Raw genomic sequence first — 17,906 nt, 5'->3', positions numbered from 1 at the left:
TAACTATGCGGCTTACCGGATTTAGTCAGCCTACGCAGTACCTCAGGTCAGCGATACCGGCTTAGCCTCCAGCGAAATCCGCTGGCACTGCCCGACGGTGTCACCGTTCGTTGCGCTGGGCGGTGAAAAAGTCCTTCAGCAACTCGGCACACTCGTCTTCGCGGATCCCGGGCACAACCTCGGTCCAATGGTTGAGCCGTCGTTCCCGCAGCACATCAAAAACCGACCCTGCCGCGCCCGCCTTGAGGTCCCATGCCCCGAACGCGACGCGCGGGACGCGTGCCAGCACCGAGGCGCCGGCGCACATGGCGCACGGCTCGAGGGTGACCACCAGGGTGCACCCGTCCAGCCGCCAGTTGCCGGTGGTCGCCGCGGCACGGCGCAAGGCCAGCACCTCGGCGTGGGCTGTCGGATCCCCGGTCGCTTCACGCTCATTCCAGCCGGTCCCCAGTACCGTGCCATCTGCGGCGACGACGACGGCGCCAATCGGCACATCCGCCGTCTCCAGGGCGCGGTGTGCAGCATCCAGTGCGAGGCCCATCCACTGGGAAAGGAGCGGGTCGGTTCCGAGGGGGTTTGGCGGCATGCCCCCAATGATACTTTTGAGCTATGCGCGTACTGGTTGTAGATCATCCCCTTGTAGCCCACAAACTCACCGTCCTCCGGGACAAGGACACGGCATCGCCGGTGTTCCGGCAGTTGACCGAGGAACTGGTGACGCTGCTCGCCTACGAGGCAACCCGCAATGTCCGGGTGGAGCCCGTCGAGATCGAAACGCCGGTGACTACCGCGATCGGGACGGGATTGGTGAAGCCCACCCCCCTCGTCGTCCCCATTCTTCGTGCTGGCCTGGGCATGCTGGAAGGCATGACCCGGTTGGTTCCCACCGCCGAGGTGGGTTTCCTGGGCATGGCCCGCAACGAGGAGACCCTCGAGGCCATCACCTACGCGGAACGGCTGCCCGACGACCTCACCGGCCGCCAGATTTTCGTCCTCGACCCGATGCTCGCCACCGGCGGCACCCTGCGCGAAGCGATCAAGTTCCTGTTCAAACGCGGCGCCGCCGATGTCACCTGCATCTGCCTCCTCGCCGCACCCGAGGGCCTTGCCGCACTGCAGGCCGAGCTCGAGGACGCCAACGTGACCATCGTGCTGGCCTCCATTGACGAGAAGCTCAACGAAAATGCCTACATTGTGCCCGGACTGGGTGACGCGGGAGACCGCCTGTACGGCGTCGTCGGCTAGTCGCGGCCTCGATCGCGGCAGCTGCGTGGGGGCGCCGCCGTCGACGTCGTCGTTGACCGATTTCGCGTTCGGTGAGCCTGTGTGCGACGGCGTTGCGCCCTGCTCCGGTGGGCAAGCTCGACTCAGGCGGTCAACCAGGGCCTGGGTGAGCGGAATGTCGCCCACCGATTTCCAGGTTGCTCACCCAGAGCGGGGAATTTGGTCCGCACCGGCGGAATCGCAGCGGGAAAAGGGCGACTGGCCGCACCCCAAACCATTGTTACTTGCGCGTAAAGGAATGTGACGTGCAATAATTTGTAACGTGTTTACCCACTCATCGGCATCTCCAGTTGCAGCATCAACCGCAGGCGCACAGCCTGCGAGTGCCACGCGCTGGTGTCGAATGCACGCGTAACGGCTTACCCACACCCCTTACGCACTCCTAGCCCAACGGCGGGCTCCATTGAAGCCATCTCGACTCGGGCATACCCCCGCATTCGTGCCGTGATGACGGCCATTCACGTAGAGGCAAGCGATATATGTCAGTAGCATCCGGATACGTCCACATCTCTCTCCGCAACGCACAGAGCCGCGCCAACCTTCAGGGCCGCTCCTACCAGTCGCGCCCCTCCTTCGTCCCCTACGGCGAGGTTCCGGCGCAGGACCAGGCCGCGTCCGGGTACCGCCCCCTCCAGGCCGTGGCTGGCCCACTGGACAGCGCCCACCCCGATACGGCGCCCACCCCGGTAGTCACCCCGAACGGAGTGCCCGGCCCCCAGTCCGTGACCGGTGATACCACCGCGCGCGGCTTCGTGCTATATGTCGCACTGGATGAGGGAATCGCTGCCACCTGCGGCACCACGTTGACCAAGCTGGCCCAGGACGTCAGGGCCTACGTTCGGTCCGTCGTCCCAGAGGCCCAAAGCCACGCTGCTGTGGCGCTGGCACCCGCCGACGCCGTGGGAAGCGATATCGACGTCGTCCGGCAGGCTCTCGGCGACCCCACAGTTACCCGGCGCGTCCCCGCTCAGGCGGCCCAGCCTGCCGCACCGCGACCCACGGGTGTCCTTATCGACCTGTCCCGGCGAGAGGTTCACCTCGACGGCGACACGCTCAACCTCACTTTCAAGGAGTTCGAACTCCTCAACTACCTGGTCGAAAACGCGACCCGGACAGTTGGCCGTGAGGAACTTCTCAGTGGGTTGTGGCGCAATGCCGAAGAGGTGCCCAACGAGCGCACCATCGACGTCCACATTCGCCGTCTTCGCTCCAAGCTGGGGCGGCTCGCGAACACCGTCCGAACGGTCAGGGGGCAGGGCTACCGGTTCTACGAGCACCCTGAAGTCATCGTCTGGGCCGCCCCCGAATACTCCATCTAGTCGGGTCAGCGCCTAATCGCCGCCGCCAGCCGATAGCAAAACCGCCACCAGGGGTACCAAACCGCAGCGGCAAGTGCTAACCTGTGGCAATCTCATCATCGGGGTGACTGTTGGGAGTCAGTCGCCCTCAAGATGAGATGGGCCGGGTAACCAGTGGCTGCAGAAGCGGAAGACTATACGATTCCCTGCGCCCTGGCGGGTGTTCGGGATGGTGTGTGACGAGGCGGTAGTAGTTGCCAGTTCCCATTTCCACACTCGCCACATTGGGGATAGGTATGACTGGGGACAGAACCCGCGGCCAGTTGCTTTCGCAACTGGAGGTGCTGCTTCGTCGCGGAGTGTCGGTGGTCGTCGAAGGCCAATTCGGTTCCGGAAAAACGGAGTCCCTGAAGATCGCTGCCCGGTCGCTTGAGTCCGACCGAACCATTGTGCGCCTCCGCGGAACCCCCCGAGGCACCAAGACCGCATACCTGGCGCTCGCAGACCTGGTCAGGGTCCGTCCAGGCACGGTCCCACACCCGGCCGTGATGTTCGCCCAGCTCGCCCAGCGGCTGAGGAAGCTGGCCGTTGAACGCCCGGTGATCCTCCTGATCGACAATTTCGATTTCCTCGACCCGCAGAGCAGGGCCATGTGCACCATGCTGCTGGAAATGCCCTCGGTAACCCTCCTGGTCTCCTGCAACCGGGTCGAGGACACCCCCGAACTTCGCGCGGCCGTCAACAGCCGCACCATGGAAGCCCTCACCCTTTCCTCGCTATCGGTTGCCGAGGGTAGGGAGGTTATCGAGCGCTTCCTCGGGGGCGAGGTCTCGACTTCGGTTGTTAACTCGCTGCACGCCCATTCCAGAGGCAATGCAAGGATTCTGACCATGCTCGCCGCGCATGGTCGCGAGAACGGCAACATTGCACACGTCGACGGACTCTGGCGCACCACCGCCCACTACGCCGAGCCCTTCACCAGTAGCTCATTGCGCAGCGGCCTGGCGGTGCTGCAATCGCGGCTGAACGCCGATGAACGCGCCGCATTGGAAGTACTTGCTGCGGCCGGATCAGTCCACATTGATGTGCTGGCACGCCACTGCGATATGCGGGCACTCGAACACCTGCAGCGCGAAGGCATGGTGGACGCCCGCGACGGCGGAAACACCTACTGGCTGCATAGCAAAGGGCTGGCCCACATTCTGCGGCAGACTCTGGGGGACGCCAGAAGCCGTCAGATCTGGACCGAAATCGTGGAGCCCGGGATGGCCCTCCGAGGGGTACGCCCACCGGGCGCGAACATTGTTTGGGCGCTCCAACGCGGAATCGAGGTCAATGACACGGCCCTCCTGAACGCCGCCGACGACGCGATGCGCGCCTATTCCCCCCGCATCGCCCTCGATCTGGTTTCCGCCGTGAAACGGAAGACTGAACTCTCGGCCCGGGTGCAAGCGGAAGCCCACTGGTTCCTCGGGCAGGTGGAGGAGGGCCGGCGTGCCCTGGATGGTCAGGCCGACGCGCCGGAGGCGTCGACCGCACCGGCCGTCGATGACGCGGCAATCAGCCAACTGGTCCGGTCTGTCTTCGCGGCCGATGATGTGGCCTGGGATGAGGACCCGGAGCAGCTGACCGAGGACCCGCTGCGGCAGCTGCTGATTCACCGGCGGACCGGCAACTACCCCGCCCTGTTGTACGTCTTCCGCGCGAACAGTTTTCCTTCGGGTTCGGACGCCCGCTACCTGGTCACAATGCTGGCCGCGGAGGCCTATGCCGCGTGTGGAGACTCGGCGCGGGCACGACTCATGACCATCGAATGCGGGCTCGTGGCTGGGAGCGTCCGGTCCGCCGTCGTGCGTGAACTTGGTGAAACCGCCCACTACCGGGTGCTGTTCCTCAACGGCGAGTGGCGGGTGCTCACTGACATGCTCTCCCAGCACGTACTGCGACGGCCAGGCCGCTTGTTGTTTGGCGAACAGTCGACCCTGTCGCTCCCACGCCTGATCTCCCGAGAGTCGCGGGACGGCGTCATCGCCGGAGATCGTAGTGCGGCGCGTCCCGCTGACCTGTTCGCCTGGTTTATCCAACGGTCGGCGGACCTGTTCGCCCTGCAAGGCTCAGGCCGTTCACCGGCCACCGGGTTGCAGGAATTGGCGGGGGACAGGAAGCTCACCGGCCTGTTTGGGCTGCAGCTGTTCGCGCTGGGTTCCCTGGTGCTCTTGCAGGGGGAAGGCGACACGGAGGCTGCCCTCGCTGACCATTTCAACGAACTGGACCTCAAGCGCCTCGAACGGTGCGCCCGAAACACGTCGGGCCCACTGGCTCGGCAGTTGGGGCTCCTCGCCGAAGGTCTGCTGGCCGGCGATCCAGCTACCCTCGTCCGGGCAGCGCAGGTCGCCGCCCGCCACGGAAACGTCGGACTGTCGGCCGTGGCCGCCACTCTCGCCTCGCGGGCTGCTGGCAGGATCAAACAACCCGAGGTCCAGCGGGCTGCGCAGGTACTGGTGCCTGGTTCGGATTCCCGCCCCACCATGCCTGAGGACACCTCGATGCTGACCCGCCGAGAGCGTCAGGTGGTTGATCTCGCTATGTCCCGCAGCAAGAACTCGGAGATCGCCGCAGTCCTTGGCATTTCACCGCGGACAGCCGAACGCCACCTTCAAAACGCCTACCGCAAACTGGGTGTCTCCACCCGCGAGCAGTTGCGGCTCGTGCTGCAGTCACCGGATGGCGCCGCCGAATCGGGCGGTGCGTGAAGAGGGTGTCCCCCGCCGGCAAGCTGACACGGAGCATCCTCGACGAGGTACTCCACGCCGCGGGACGGGAACTCGTCACCGCCCGCTCTGGGGGGCTGCTCCTCACGACGTCGACGGTTTTCGGCGGGGACTTCCTCCTCACGCGCGTTCTTGCGTCCGCCGATCCCTTTTATACGGTCAGTGTGCAGGGAACGGAGTCGTTTTCGGATGTTCCGTACGCGCCGCTGGCACCCTTGCTCCAGGATTCTCCGGACATCGACTTCGAGTCGGAGCTGGACGTCCTCTCCGCGGTTCGCGATCGGATCCAGCGACTGACTGGGGGGCGGAGCTGTGTTGTGGTGGTGCGTGGACCGGAGCATCTCGATTCGGCGAGTATCGCCCTGTTGACTAGGCTCGCCGAGTCGCCCTCGGTCGGCTTGCTGATCCGGAGCGGCCCCCGCAGCAAGCTACCGCTGGACCTGGAACTCGTCCTTGCTGACGGTTTTATCGAGGAGGTTCACATCCCGGTGCTGACCGCCGCCGACGTCAGGGAGTACTTCGATTCCATCCTGGGAGCCACCCTCCCGATGTTGTCCAGCACCCTGGTCTGCGACGTCATCGGTGGGAGTCCGGTCCTGCTGGAAATGGTGACCCGGGACGGCGAACTGAAGGACCTGATCCAACTGCGCGACGGCGTCTGGATCCTGCCGCGTGAACTCAGCCTGACCGACCGGATGGCCGAGCGCATTTTCAGCCTGATCGCCGATTATGCTCCGGAGGAGACCGACGTTCTCCTGACTGTTGCGCTCGCCCACCAGATACCGGTCGAGGTGGCGGTCCACTTTTGGGGGGTGGACCCGGTCAACGCCTTGTTGCTGGAGGGTGCGCTCTCCAGGGAAGAAGATGCCGGGACGATCTGGCTGCGCGCGGCGCCGCCCATCCTCGGCGCAGCTATCCGGCACCAGGTTGAACCTTTCCGGTCCCGACGGCTCTGGGAGAACGTCCACGAGCACCTCACCGACCTCACGAACACCCCGGGCATCATCCACCGGGTGCTGTGGAAACTGTCAGTCGGGGTCACCGTCGACGACCATGAGGTGCTGACCGCTGCCACGATGGCGAACCGCCTCGACCAGCCAGACACGGCGGAACTCCTGCTCCGCCGGCTACCGTCCGATGTTGCAGCGGACCACTCCGGCGTCTTTGCAGCTGCAGAGGTGCAGCGTGCACGCACCGAGTTCTATAACGGCCGAACCGACCTCGCCCTGGCGCGCCTCCGACGGCTCGTTCTCAGCGATCCCGGATCCGAGGTCCTGATCTCGGTGATCCACTTCATCTTTCAAATTAATCTCGCCACGGGGTTGGGAGCATCCGCACTCTCCGAGGCGATCCGGCGTCACACAGCGACTGGCCCGGCGGGCAAGGCCTACGAAAGCACCCTGATCGTGCGGCTGGGCCGCGAGCTGCAGCAGCTCACCGCCGGAATCATCCCCAAGAACCCGGTGGTCGAAGCAACCGGGGTGCCGCAGGATCCCCGGGAAGCGCTTTGCTGGCATCTCGTCTCGGGTGAGCTGCTCTACCGGCGCGGCGACCTCCTGGGCGCAGCAGCAGAACTGGACCTCGCGCTGGACCTGGTGCTCGATCATGAGCACCTGCGCAACCATGGCGGATACATCGTGACCCGGCTGATGTTCCTGCTGGCCGGAGGCGGCTTCTGGGACGAGCTGGCGGCACTCCAAACCAAGGTGACGGCCCGCCGGGCTCCCTGGATCAAGCGGTTCACCGGGTTTTGGGAGCTGGTTGAGGGGCTGACAGCGCTCCGGAGGGGACGGCCCCTGACCGCACTCGCGCACTTCAGGACAGCTGTTGTGGTTCTCCGGGCACGCGACATCAAGCAGTTCAGGCCCCTCGCCGCCGCGCTTGCTACCTATACGGCGTGGCTTATCGGCGATCCGAGTCTGAGCGATTTCGTGGGGGAGTACCGGAGGCTTACCCACCTCGGACCGCCGGAACGCCGGATGCTCGCCGAAGCCTACATGGCCGTGGTGGGTGAGGCTCCGGCCAGCGCCTCAACGCGTCAGCGCGGACTGATCCCGGTTGAGGCAGCAAATCCGCAGATTCGCGCCGAGCTGAGTGTCCTGCGGGTGCAGATCGGCGCCGATGACGCCGTCGACGTCGCCATCGAACGTACCGCTGGACTTTCTGATCCGCGCGCCCAAAGCCTTCACACAGTGCTGACCGCGCTCGCCTCCGGAAGCGTGAGCGAGCTGGTTGACGCAGCAGAGTTTTGCCTCGACCGGGGGCAGGACCTGTTGGTTCCGGTCTGTCTGGGGGTCCTGCTGACCCAGTCGCCGGGATCGAACAGCAAGGTGGTGCGTAGTGCCTCGAAGCTGCTCGCTCGGCTCGACCCCGAACTTCAGCGGCTACACCCCCAGCTGGCGTCGCTGCGTCACGCCACCCGCCTCACCTCGCGTGAGGCAACCATCGCCGCTGACGTCGCTGCCGGGAAGACCGCCAAGCAGATCGCCAAGCAATACGGAGTGTCGATCAGGACGGTCGACGGGCACGTGGAAAGCGTCCTCACAAAGCTGGGATTGTCGTCCCGGAAGGACATCGGAAAGCGTTCACCGTAGCGGCGGATCCAGAAAAGGAAAAAACTACGTAGCGTCTTCGAAAAGTCGGGTAGTACCTGCGTAGTGATGGTAAGCGGTTCGCAGCCTATGTTGATTACAGGGAAGAAATTCCCAGGTCGGTGCAGACACCAGCACTGAAGCTTAGAGCCGGAGGCGGCGGAGGGACTCCCCAACGAACCTCGCCGCCTCTGCCTCCGCCAGTGTGGAGGGCAGCATCGACCGAAGCGGAACACCGACCGCTGACCCACAGATCGGAGCGGTTTCCCGGGGCGAGAGCCGGGAAGCCGCTCTTTCTGTTGGATCCCTGGAAGTGGCGATCCGAGGTGCGTCACCCTGGCGGGGAAACACCATAGACTTCAGGCCATGGCATCTCACCACCTCAAACGGCTCATGCTGCTGCGGCACGCCAAATCGGACTGGCCGCGCAACGTCGAAGACTTTGAGCGTCCGCTCAGCACCCGCGGGCACCGTGATGCACCGTTGCCCGGGCTCTGGATGGTGGAAAACGACTCCGTCCCGGACCTTATTCTGTGCTCGTCCGCCCTGCGCACGCGGCAGACCTGCACCTGGGTCTGTAAGGAGCTCGGTGATAAGGCGCCGACCCCCAAACTTGAGGACCGGCTGTACTCGGCGTCTGCGGCAGCGATCCTGGCGTTGATCAACCACGTTCCCGAGACGGTCACCAGCCTTCTGGTGATCAGCCATCTGCCCGGAGTCCAGGAACTCGCCATGCGGCTGGCCTCGGTGGATTCGGACGAGGAAGCGGTGATGGACATGGCGACCCACTACCCGACGTCGGGCCTGTCAGTCCTGCAGCACGACCGACGCTGGGCGGAGCTGGATGGCCGGGACGCCGTGATGACCAACTTCGTGGTGCAGCGGGCCTAGAGGCCGTACTTCTCCAGCAGGCGTAGCCAGACTTCGCTGATGGTCGGGTAGGCCGGCACAGCGTGCCACAACCGGTCCAGTGGGACTTCCCCAGCGATCGCAATGGTCGCGGCATGCAGTAATTCAGCGACGTCCGGGCCGGCGAAGGTCATCCCGACCAGGACTTTACGATCCTCGTCCACCACCATCTGCGCCCACCCCTGATAGTTGTCGGCGTGGAGCGCGGACCCGGCCACCGCAATCTCCAGCGATGTCTCGCTGACGTTGAGGCCCGCGTCCTGCGCCTGCTCCAGGGTTCGCCCCGCCATCGCGATTTCGGGGTCCGTGAAGACCACCTGCGGGACGGCGTACTGATCAGCGGAGGCGGCGTAGGCGCTCCAGTCCTCGACGGCGTCCTTGAGGGTGCCAGCCGCACGGGCGGCGATCGCCGAACCGGTGATCCTTGCCTCGTATTTACCCTGGTGGGTCAGCAGGACCTTGCCCGCGGCGTCGCCGACGGCATACAGCCAGTCGACCCCCTGTACCCGGCCCGACGGGTCGATGACGAGCTTCTTCGGGTCAAGACCGAAATCCTCCAGGCCGAGGCCGGCCAGGGCAGGGGACCGACCGGTGGATACCAGTAGCTTCTCGGCGGTCACTGTCTCGCCACCTTCAAGGTGTACGGTCACCGAGCCGTTGTCCTGCTGCCTCACCGATTCGGTTGCAGTGTCAGTCCTGATGTCGATGCCGTCACTCTCAAGCCCCAGACGCACCAGTTTGCTGGCCGGGGCGGGGTAATTGGAGAGGAGGCCGCTGCGGGCAATAATCGTCACCGCCGAGCCGAGCCGGGCGAAGGCTTGTGCCAGTTCGGTGCCCGCGACACCGCCACCAAGGACGGCGAGGGACGTGGGGATCCGGGGTGTCGAGGTGGCTTCGCGGGTTCCCCAGAACTCAACCGTGTCCAGACCGTCGACCGGTGGGATGGTGGGCGTGGAGCCGGTCGCCAATACCACTGCAACCCGGGCGGCCAGGGGGGTGACGTCGTCGTCGTGATGCACCTCGACCGAACGCTCACCCGTGAGGCGTGCTGTGCCGCGGACCAGGGTGATTCCGCTGTCCTTCACCCAGTCGGCCTGCGACGAATCGTCCCAGTTGGATGTGAATTTGGTGCGACGATCCAGCACCTGCCCTGTGTCGAGGGAGCCGGTGACTGCTTCCCGGGAGCCGGCCACCGCCGAGGCGGCCTTTAGCGCCGTGCCGGGGCGCAGTAAGGCCTTGGACGGCATGCAGGCCCAGTAGGAGCATTCGCCGCCGACCAACTCAGCCTCGACCAGCGCCGCTGAGAGTCCCGCCCGCACCACGCGATCAGCCACATTCTCGCCGACAGCGCCAGCACCGATCACAATTACGTCAAAATCCCTGGAGTCGTTCATGCCTTGAGCTTTTCACTGCCGGTGCGCCGGGGCAACCTTTGCCTGGCAGTTATCCAAAAGCCGGCACGCAAAAGCCTGGGCAAAAGAAAACACCCCCGGCCGAAGCCAGGGGCGTTTTCTTTTTTGCTGGTGAAGCACTGTGCGCGCGAAGGGACTCGAACCCCCAACCTCCTGATCCGTAGTCAGGTGCTCTATCCATTGAGCTACGCACGCAATCTGGTCAACTTCGGCGATATGTTCAACGCATTCCTGCGTCAGTCACGCCGTTCTTGACCTTGGATAACTTTACAGCTATTGCTGAGTTACGCCTAATTCGGGGGGAAGGTAGAAGCTTTTGGGCCAGCCACCGCGACATGCGCGACCGCTCGGACTAGACCGGTCTACGTGACCTTAATCACATTGCGGGGTATTGACAGCATCTCAACACCGTGGATTCTAGGGAAATACCGTCGCAAACCCCATCCCGAGCCCGTTGATGGTGCAAGGGCTGGGAGTGACATGGACCATAGCATCGTTACACCACCCACCCAACGAAGGGACATGTTATGGGCGATCCTTTGCGCCAACTGGTTGAAGACAAGAACCTGAAGGCAACCGATCAGAGCGGCATGCCCGTAGTGCACGTCGGCGGGTTGCAAACCCCGGCACCGACCACACACCCAGCTTTAGTCGCGTGGGTGCAGGAGGTTGCCGACATGGTTCAGCCTGACCGGGTGTATTGGGTCGACGGTTCCGAGGCCGAAAACAAGGCGCTGACCGACGAGCTGGTGGACGCCGGAACCCTGCGTCGGCTTAACCCTGAAACGTTCCCCAACTCGTTTGCGGCCTTTTCGGACCCCGCGGATGTGGCTCGTGTGGAGGAGCAGACCTTCATCTGCTCCGAAAACGAGCGCGACGCTGGGTTCACCAATAACTGGATGGACCCCAGTCAGATGAAGGAGAAGCTGCGAGGCCTCTTCACCGGATCGATGCGCGGGCGCACCATGTACGTGATCCCTTTTGTAATGGGTCACCTCGATGCGGTGAATCCCAAATTCGGCGTTGAAATCACTGATAGCGCTTACGTAGTCACCTCGATGCGCATCATGGCGAACATCGGCACCGAGGTGCTGGAGCGGATGACCGAGCTCAACGCCGAGTACGTGCCGGCGCTGCACTCCCTGGGTGCGCCCCTCGCCGATGGTGAGGCTGACGTTCCCTGGCCCTGCAACTCGGAAAAGTGGATTGTCCATTTCCCGGAAGAGCGCTCAATCTGGTCGTTTGGATCCGGTTACGGCGGCAACGCCCTGCTGGGCAAGAAGTGCTATGCCCTGCGGATCGCCTCGGTGATGGCCCGTGATGAGGGCTGGCTGGCTGAGCACATGCTCATCCTCAAGCTCACGTCACCGGAGAACAAGACCTACTACGTCTCCGCAGCGTTCCCCTCGGCCTGCGGTAAGACCAACCTCGCCCTGCTCGACCCAACTATCGAAGGGTGGAAGGTCGAGACGCTGGGCGATGACATCACCTGGATGCGGTTCGGTGATGAGGGTGAGCTGCGTGCGATCAACCCCGAAGCCGGATTGTTCGGTGTGGCACCGGGTACGGGCTGGCTGACCAATCCGAACGCGATGCGCGCCATCGCCAAGGGTAATTCAGTCTTCACCAACGTTGCGCTGACTGACGATGGCGGAGTCTGGTGGGAAGGAATGACCGCTGAGGTGCCCGAGCACCTGACCGACTGGCAGGGGAACGACTGGACGCCGTCGTCGGACAAGACGGCGGCCCACCCGAATGCGCGGTTCTGCACGCCGATCGACCAGATCGACATGCTTGCCGACGAGTTCAACGACCCCAATGGCGTCGAGATCTCGGCCATCCTGTTTGGCGGCCGCAGGAAAACCACGGTGCCGCTGGTTACCCAGTCGCGCGACTGGGCCAACGGAATCTTTATGGGGTCAACCCTGTCGTCCGAGACGACGGCCGCCGCCGCTGGCGAGGTGGGTCGAGTTCGCCGCGATCCGATGGCGATGCTTCCGTTTATCGGGTACGACGCCGGTGACTACCTACGCCACTGGATCACCCTGAGCAGCAAGGCAGATCAGGAGCGACTGCCGAAAATCTTCCTGGTGAACTGGTTCCGGCGGACCGCCGACGGAGGCTTCGCCTGGCCGGGCTTCGGCGAGAATTCGCGGGTGATGAAATGGGTGATCGAACGGCTCGAGGGTACCGCCGATGCCGTCGAGACGCCCATTGGCTATGTGCCGACCGGCGCATCACTTGACCTCACGGGGCTGGATATGACGCCAGAAGAGGTGGACGCCGCGGTGCGGGTGGATCCCGAGGAGTGGGCGGCCGAGCTGCAGGGTATCGAGGAGTGGTACTCGCGGTTCGGGGAGTCACTGCCGTCCGAGCTGGAGGATCAGCTGAAGGGCCTCAAGGAGCGATTCGGGGTCTAACTTTGGTAGACCATGCACCTAGTAGACAAGTCGACTAGGTGCATGGTCATACTTTTGTATGATCCTTTCTCACGTCATTCTGGGCCTGCTCGCCGTTGCCCCAATGACGGGCTATGACCTAAAAAAACGATTCGACACGAGTGTCAACCATTTCTGGTCTGCCGACAAAGCGCAGATCTACCGCACCCTGAGCAGGCTGGTCACCGACGGCCTTGCTGAGGTGAAGATCGTGCGGCAGATTGGCCTGCCGGACCGTCAGGAGCACCACATCACCGAGGCCGGTAGAGCCACACTCGGCGAGTGGCTCGTATCTGCACCCGACGCCCACCGGGAACGGGACCCCTTTCTGGCCCGGATCTTTTTTTCGGGCACGCTTCAGCGAAGCGAGATTCTTGCGTTGACTGCGCAACGCAGAATGACCGCGGAGTCGTTGCTGAATGAGTTGTTGGCTCAGCTGGCACCAGGCGAGAGCGCCCCACAGACCCGGGCGGAGTACATGAGATTCGCAACGCTCCGGAACGGTATCAGTCATGTCCGCGCCGAGCTGGAATGGCTGGACGAAGTCGAAAAGGATTTGCCATGACGGCGCTCCAGTTCCCGGTCCTCCACCCGGCGCGAGGCAACGCCTCCGCGTCAGTCGTTTTTCTGCATGGCGGGAACGTCGCGAACTGGATGTGGCAACCTCAAGTCGAAGCGTTCAATGACTATCAGGTCATCACCCCGGACCTCCCCGGCTTCGGCGCCCGAACTGGCGAGCGGTGGATAAGCCTGGATCACGCTGCGGACGAGGTGGCTGAGTTGATCAGGGCAAAAGCCGACGGTCCAGTGCATCTGGTGGGGCTTTCCCTTGGAGGTGTCGTGGCGCTCCGTCTGTTGGCGAGGCATCCACGCCTGGTAACCAGCTCGCTGGTCAGTGGGGTGCCAGCTCTCGGCGTCGACGGCGTCACGGGCGCCCTGGCCCGAGTGCAGCTTCGATGTTGGGACTATAAATGGTTCTGGCAGTTGCAGGCGCGGGCTTTCAGGCTCCCGGCGGATAGCTATGGCGTGTTTGTGGAACACGGCCTGAGGATGCAGAGCGCCAACGCTCATCGGATGCTGGGTGAAGTGTTCGCAGGCGGCCTGCCGCCCGGGTTGGTTGAGTACCGCGGGCGGCTGCTGGCGCTCGCCGGCGGCAAGGAACCCCGGGCCATATGCGATGCGCTGAAGGTGATCGCCCGGACCGTTCCCCACGGCGTGGCTGCGGTTGTCCCGGGAATGCACCATGTCTGGAATGTCGAGGACCCTCCTCTATTCAATGAGGTCGTGCGTCAGTGGATCAACGGGTCGGTGCACGCTGGCCTTAACGTCCCGGACACGACCGCCCGGTAGGCCCTTCTACTGCCGGACCTGCCCCAAGACCTCGTCGGTCAGGGTCCCGAGAATCTGCGGGTCGATCGCTTCGGCATTCAGGCGCAGGTAAGGCTCCGTGTTCGAGGCGCGGAGGTTGAACCACCAGGACCCGTCATCAGCCGTGAAGGTGAGCCCGTCGAGCTCGTCAACGGTGACACCGTCGTTGCCAAACTCCTCGCGGACGCGGGCAACAGCGGCCGGGACGTCATCCAGGCGCGAGTTGATCTCGCCGGAGGAAAAGTACGGCTCGTACTCGCGGCCGAGGTCGGAGAGGGGGCCGGGCTGCTCGCCCAGCGCCGCGAGGACATGCATGGCAGCCAACATCCCGGTATCAGCGTTCCAGAAGTCCTTGAAGTAGTAGTGGGCTGAGTGCTCTCCGCCGAAAACGGCGCCCTCCTCGGCCATCACTGCCTTGATGAACGAGTGTCCCACCCGGGTGCGGACCGGCCGTCCACCCAGCCGTTCGATCAGCTCGGGCACGGCCCGGGACGTAATGAGGTTATGGATGACGACCGGGGCGCTCACGCCGGCGGCCTGGGCGCGCACTATTTCTCGGCGTGCCACCATCGCGGTGACGGCACTCGGCGACACCGGATTCCCAAGTTCGTCAATGACGAAGCAGCGGTCGGCGTCGCCGTCGAACGCAATCCCGATGTCCGCCTGATTGCTGAGCACTGCTGCCTGCAGGTCCAGGAGGTTCGCCGGTTCCAGTGGGTTGGCCGGGTGGTTTGGGAACGACCCGTCGAGCTCGAAGTACAGGGGGACGATGTCGAGGGGGAGGTTCGGAAGCAGCGTATCGCCCAGGACGGCGGGAGTGGTCAGCCCGCCCATGCCGTTGCCGGCGTCGACGACCACCTTCAGCGGGCGCGATCCTGACAGATCCACGAGGGAGCGCAGGTATTCGGCGTACCCGCGAAGCACGTCGCGGACCCCGATGGTGCCGGTTCGTTCCGCCGCGGGGATGTCACCGGTGTTCAGGTATCGCTCGGCGAGAGCCTGAATCTCTACCAGCCCCGTCTCGGAGGAGACGGGTACTGCGCCGGGACGGCACATCTTCATCCCGTTGTACTCAGCCGGATTATGGCTGGCGGTAAAGGTGACTCCCGCAGCGTCGAGGGTGCCACTGGCGTAATAGAGTTCGTCGGTCGAAATGAGGTCGAGGAGGACGACGTCGGCTCCGCGCCGGGTGGCGCCCTTTGCGAAGGCGTTACTGAACTCCGGTGAGGACGGCCGCATATCGCCTCCAACCAGGACAGTGCCGCCAGCGAGATCGAGTACGTCAACGAACGCAGCGCCTACCGCCTCGACAATTTCGGAGGTGATGCTCTCGCCGACGATGCCGCGCACGTCATAGGCCTTGAAGGACGCTGAAAGGTCAAAGGATTTAGTCACGGACAGAGTCTAACCGCTGGCTCCCTCCGGACAAGGGCTGTGGAGGCCAGGTCAACGGGGTTTCCCACAACCGCAGTCCCCGCAGGCACGGCTGTCAGCGGGGACTGCGATACTAGGCTCATGGTCGACACCACCACACTTCATGATCAGGCAGCGGTTATTCTGCGGACCCTCGTTGGACGAGAGGACGCCGAGTTCCACGACGGCCAGTTCGAGGCGATCGAGGCCCTGGTGGACGGTGGCCGCAGGGCCCTCGTGGTCCAGCGCACGGGGTGGGGGAAGTCGGCCGTCTACTTCGTCGCGAGCCTGCTCCTGCGCGCCCGGGGGGCGGGACCAACATTGATTGTGTCCCCACTGCTCGCGCTGATGCGGGACCAGGTCGCGGCTGCGGCGCGTGCCGGGGTGCGTGCCGAAGCGATCAACTCGGCCAACCAGACGGACTGGCAGGAGATCACCGACAAACTCGACAACAACTCGGTCGACGTTCTTCTGGTGTCACCGGAGCGGCTGAATAACCCGGCGTTCCGGGAACGCCACCTGCCCGAATTGATCCGACGCACCGGGCTCCTGGTCATCGACGAGGCACACTGCATCTCCGACTGGGGGCATGATTTCCGCCCCGACTACCGCAGGTTGCGTGACCTGATCACCCAATTGCCGGCGGGTGTGCCAGTTCTGGCGACGACGGCGACCGCCAACTCGAGGGTAGTCAGCGACGTCGAGGAACAGCTGGGGACTGACGGCACCGAAGTATTCACCCTGCGAGGCAAGCTTGCCCGCGATTCTCTGAGGCTGGGAGTCCTCCGGCTACCGAGCCCCCGGTCTCGCCTCGCGTGGCTGTTGACCCACCTTGATGACCTCCCGGGCAGCGGGATCATCTATGCACTGACCGTTTCGGCCGCCGAGGACACGGCACACCTGTTGCGGGCGAACGGCCATCAGGTCCTGGCGTATACCGGCCGGACCGACCCGGCCGAACGGGAGTCGGCTGAGGCCGCGTTGAAGAACAATGAGGTCAAGGCCCTGATTGCGACCAGCGCACTGGGGATGGGGTTCGACAAGCCGGACCTCGGATTCGTGGTCCACCTGGGGGCGCCCTCATCACCGGTGGCCTACTACCAGCAGGTGGGGCGTGCGGGCCGTGGCACCCCCAACGCCGACGTCCTGCTCCTGCCGGGCACTGAGGACCGCGAAATCTGGGAGTACTTCGCCACGTCCTCGATGCCATCGGAGGAGAAGGCAACCCGGGTGCTCGAGGCACTGCAGCCCGGCGCGGTCCTTTCCACGCCGGCTTTGGAAGCCCGGGTGAATCTTAAACGCACCCCTCTGGAACTGCTGTTGAAGGTCCTTGACGTGGACGGCGCGGTCCGGAAGGTACAGGGCGGCTGGGAAAGTACCGGCGCGCAGTGGGTCTACGACAGCGAACGGTATGGGCGGATCGCCAAGGCGCGGATCGCCGAACAGAAGTCCATGTTGGACTATGAGAACACCACACAGTGCCGGATGGAGTACCTTGCGGCAGCACTCGATGATCCGACAGCTGCGCCGTGTGGGCGGTGTGACAACTGTGCGGGCGCGTGGTTCTCGGATGAAGTGGCGCATGATGCCTCAGACAGCGCCCAGAAGGCGCTCAGCAGGGTGGGCGTCGAACTTGACCCGCGGGGTCAATGGCCCAGCGGGATGGACAAGCTGTCGGTCCCGGTCAAGGGACGGATTCCGGCTGGCCAGGCCAACGCGGAGGGCCGGGCGCTGGCCCGACTGACAGATCTAGGGTGGGGGAGTCGGCTGCGAGAACTGCTGGCTGACACGGCCGAAGATCAGCCGCTGGGCCCGCTGGCCATCGAAGCCTGCGTCTCGGTGCTCGCACAGTGGGGCTGGGAGACGCGCCCCGTGGCCGTGGTCAGTGTGCCGTCGCGTCGTCGACCGTTGCTGGTCCAGTCGCTGGCCGAGAGTCTCGCCAAGGTGGGCCGTATCCCGTATCTCGGTGCCCTGCAGACACCGCACGGCTGGCCCAGCGGGGCTCCGGGCGGCAACAGCGCATTCCGGCTTGCAGCAGTCTGGGATCGTTTCGCAGTCCCCGAGGAGGGGCGAGACTGGTTTGCCGCAAACCCGGGCCCGGTCCTGCTCGTGGACGATCTTGCAGACAGCCGGTGGACCATTACCGTCGCCGGTAAGGCGTTGCGGGACGCCGGCGCCCAGGAAGTGCTGCCGTTTGTCCTCGCCCTGAAGGCCTGACCCCGCCGGGGCATTCCAGCACAGGGCTGACCCGGCCGGGGCATTCCCGTACGGGGCCCGGGCAAAAGAAAGCACCCCCAACCGAGGCCGGGGGTGCTTTCTGAAAAACGCGGAGACGGGGGGATTTGAACCCCCGGTAGGCTTTAGGCCCACACTTCATTAGCAGTGAAGCCCATTCGGCCGCTCTGGCACGTCTCCAGCGGCT

General features: G+C 64.4%; 12 protein-coding genes and 2 tRNA genes. 9 read left to right on the top strand and 5 right to left on the bottom strand.

All coding sequences use genetic code 11. The annotated features are described in order from the left end of the window. Window positions 1-100: 100 nt before the first annotated feature. The gene (gene tadA / locus ACX80T_RS14775) at window positions 101-586 is read right to left on the bottom strand and encodes a tRNA adenosine(34) deaminase TadA (protein WP_019482334.1); all 486 of its coding nucleotides are present in this window, start codon (window positions 584-586) and stop codon (window positions 101-103) included. A gap of 23 nt (window positions 587-609) precedes the next feature. Here tadA and upp point away from each other — a divergent pair, with 23 nt between their 5' ends. The 5 genes from upp (at window position 610) to ACX80T_RS14750 (ending at window position 8,835) form a co-directional block, all read left to right on the top strand. Then, window positions 610-1,245: a uracil phosphoribosyltransferase gene (upp, locus tag ACX80T_RS14770; RefSeq protein WP_019482335.1), complete on the top strand. Its 636-nt coding sequence runs from the start codon at window positions 610-612 to the stop codon at window positions 1,243-1,245. 518 nt (window positions 1,246-1,763) lie between these two features. Next, the gene (locus tag ACX80T_RS14765) at window positions 1,764-2,603 is read left to right on the top strand and encodes a winged helix-turn-helix domain-containing protein (RefSeq protein WP_019482336.1); all 840 of its coding nucleotides are present in this window, start codon (window positions 1,764-1,766) and stop codon (window positions 2,601-2,603) included. Between the two features lie 275 nt (window positions 2,604-2,878). Next, window positions 2,879-5,335, top strand: coding sequence for a helix-turn-helix transcriptional regulator (locus ACX80T_RS14760; protein WP_459304812.1), 2,457 nt, complete (start codon window positions 2,879-2,881; stop codon window positions 5,333-5,335). Next, window positions 5,332-7,947 carry a helix-turn-helix transcriptional regulator gene (locus ACX80T_RS14755; protein WP_133185459.1) on the top strand — a complete coding sequence of 872 codons (2,616 nt, stop codon included), beginning with the start codon at window positions 5,332-5,334 and terminating at the stop codon, window positions 7,945-7,947. The genes ACX80T_RS14760 and ACX80T_RS14755 overlap by 4 nt, the downstream gene beginning before the upstream one ends. A 363-nt stretch (window positions 7,948-8,310) precedes the next feature. Further along, window positions 8,311-8,835: a SixA phosphatase family protein gene (locus ACX80T_RS14750; RefSeq protein WP_019482339.1), complete on the top strand. Its 525-nt coding sequence runs from the start codon at window positions 8,311-8,313 to the stop codon at window positions 8,833-8,835. Here ACX80T_RS14750 and ACX80T_RS14745 read toward each other — a convergent pair. Together ACX80T_RS14745 and ACX80T_RS14740 are read right to left on the bottom strand one after the other, a co-directional pair. After that, a complete protein-coding gene (locus ACX80T_RS14745) occupies window positions 8,832-10,247 on the bottom strand; it encodes a dihydrolipoyl dehydrogenase family protein (protein WP_024475471.1) in 1,416 nt (471 codons plus the stop codon). The genes ACX80T_RS14750 and ACX80T_RS14745 overlap by 4 nt on opposite strands. Before the next feature lie 140 nt (window positions 10,248-10,387). After that, window positions 10,388-10,460 (bottom strand) — tRNA-Arg (locus ACX80T_RS14740). Between the two features lie 395 nt (window positions 10,461-10,855). Here ACX80T_RS14740 and ACX80T_RS14735 point away from each other — a divergent pair. Genes ACX80T_RS14735 through ACX80T_RS14725 form a run of 3 tightly spaced genes read left to right on the top strand, consistent with a single transcriptional unit; the run spans window position 10,856 to window position 14,053 of the window. After that, a complete protein-coding gene (locus ACX80T_RS14735; protein WP_083850859.1) occupies window positions 10,856-12,685 on the top strand; it encodes a phosphoenolpyruvate carboxykinase (GTP) in 1,830 nt (609 codons plus the stop codon). A 58-nt stretch (window positions 12,686-12,743) separates the two neighbouring features. Further along, window positions 12,744-13,268 carry a PadR family transcriptional regulator gene (locus ACX80T_RS14730; RefSeq protein ID WP_024475472.1) on the top strand — a complete coding sequence of 175 codons (525 nt, stop codon included), beginning with the start codon at window positions 12,744-12,746 and terminating at the stop codon, window positions 13,266-13,268. Beyond that, window positions 13,265-14,053 carry an alpha/beta fold hydrolase gene (locus tag ACX80T_RS14725; RefSeq protein WP_459304810.1) on the top strand — a complete coding sequence of 263 codons (789 nt, stop codon included), beginning with the start codon at window positions 13,265-13,267 and terminating at the stop codon, window positions 14,051-14,053. The genes ACX80T_RS14730 and ACX80T_RS14725 overlap by 4 nt, the downstream gene beginning before the upstream one ends. Window positions 14,054-14,059: 6 nt before the next feature. On the opposite strand, the gene ACX80T_RS14720 is transcribed toward ACX80T_RS14725, so the two are convergent. Beyond that, entirely contained in the window at window positions 14,060-15,466 is a 1,407-nt protein-coding gene (locus ACX80T_RS14720) for a phosphomannomutase/phosphoglucomutase (protein WP_459304809.1), read from the bottom strand. A gap of 120 nt (window positions 15,467-15,586) precedes the next feature. Here ACX80T_RS14720 and ACX80T_RS14715 point away from each other — a divergent pair, with 120 nt between their 5' ends. After that, the gene (locus ACX80T_RS14715; RefSeq protein WP_116778379.1) at window positions 15,587-17,701 is read left to right on the top strand and encodes a RecQ family ATP-dependent DNA helicase; all 2,115 of its coding nucleotides are present in this window, start codon (window positions 15,587-15,589) and stop codon (window positions 17,699-17,701) included. A gap of 110 nt (window positions 17,702-17,811) precedes the next feature. Here ACX80T_RS14715 and ACX80T_RS14710 read toward each other — a convergent pair. Further along, window positions 17,812-17,899, bottom strand: a tRNA-Ser gene (locus ACX80T_RS14710). Window positions 17,900-17,906 lie beyond the last annotated feature (7 nt).

The sequence above is a fragment of the Arthrobacter sp. Sr33 genome (genome assembly GCF_054511195.1).
The sequence above is the reverse complement of the archived record's forward strand: the minus strand, read 5'-3'. Positions and strand labels throughout refer to the sequence as shown.

Coding starts and splice junctions, on each gene's coding strand:
- tadA (WP_019482334.1), bottom strand. CDS start 586: ATGCCGCCAAACCCCCTCGGAACCGACCCGCTCCTTTCCCAGTGGATG.
- upp (WP_019482335.1), top strand. CDS start 610: ATGCGCGTACTGGTTGTAGATCATCCCCTTGTAGCCCACAAACTCACC.
- ACX80T_RS14765 (WP_019482336.1), top strand. CDS start 1,764: ATGTCAGTAGCATCCGGATACGTCCACATCTCTCTCCGCAACGCACAG.
- ACX80T_RS14760 (WP_459304812.1), top strand. CDS start 2,879: ATGACTGGGGACAGAACCCGCGGCCAGTTGCTTTCGCAACTGGAGGTG.
- ACX80T_RS14750 (WP_019482339.1), top strand. CDS start 8,311: ATGGCATCTCACCACCTCAAACGGCTCATGCTGCTGCGGCACGCCAAA.
- ACX80T_RS14745 (WP_024475471.1), bottom strand. CDS start 10,247: ATGAACGACTCCAGGGATTTTGACGTAATTGTGATCGGTGCTGGCGCT.
- ACX80T_RS14735 (WP_083850859.1), top strand. CDS start 10,856: ATGCCCGTAGTGCACGTCGGCGGGTTGCAAACCCCGGCACCGACCACA.
- ACX80T_RS14730 (WP_024475472.1), top strand. CDS start 12,744: ATGATCCTTTCTCACGTCATTCTGGGCCTGCTCGCCGTTGCCCCAATG.
- ACX80T_RS14725 (WP_459304810.1), top strand. CDS start 13,265: ATGACGGCGCTCCAGTTCCCGGTCCTCCACCCGGCGCGAGGCAACGCC.
- ACX80T_RS14715 (WP_116778379.1), top strand. CDS start 15,587: ATGGTCGACACCACCACACTTCATGATCAGGCAGCGGTTATTCTGCGG.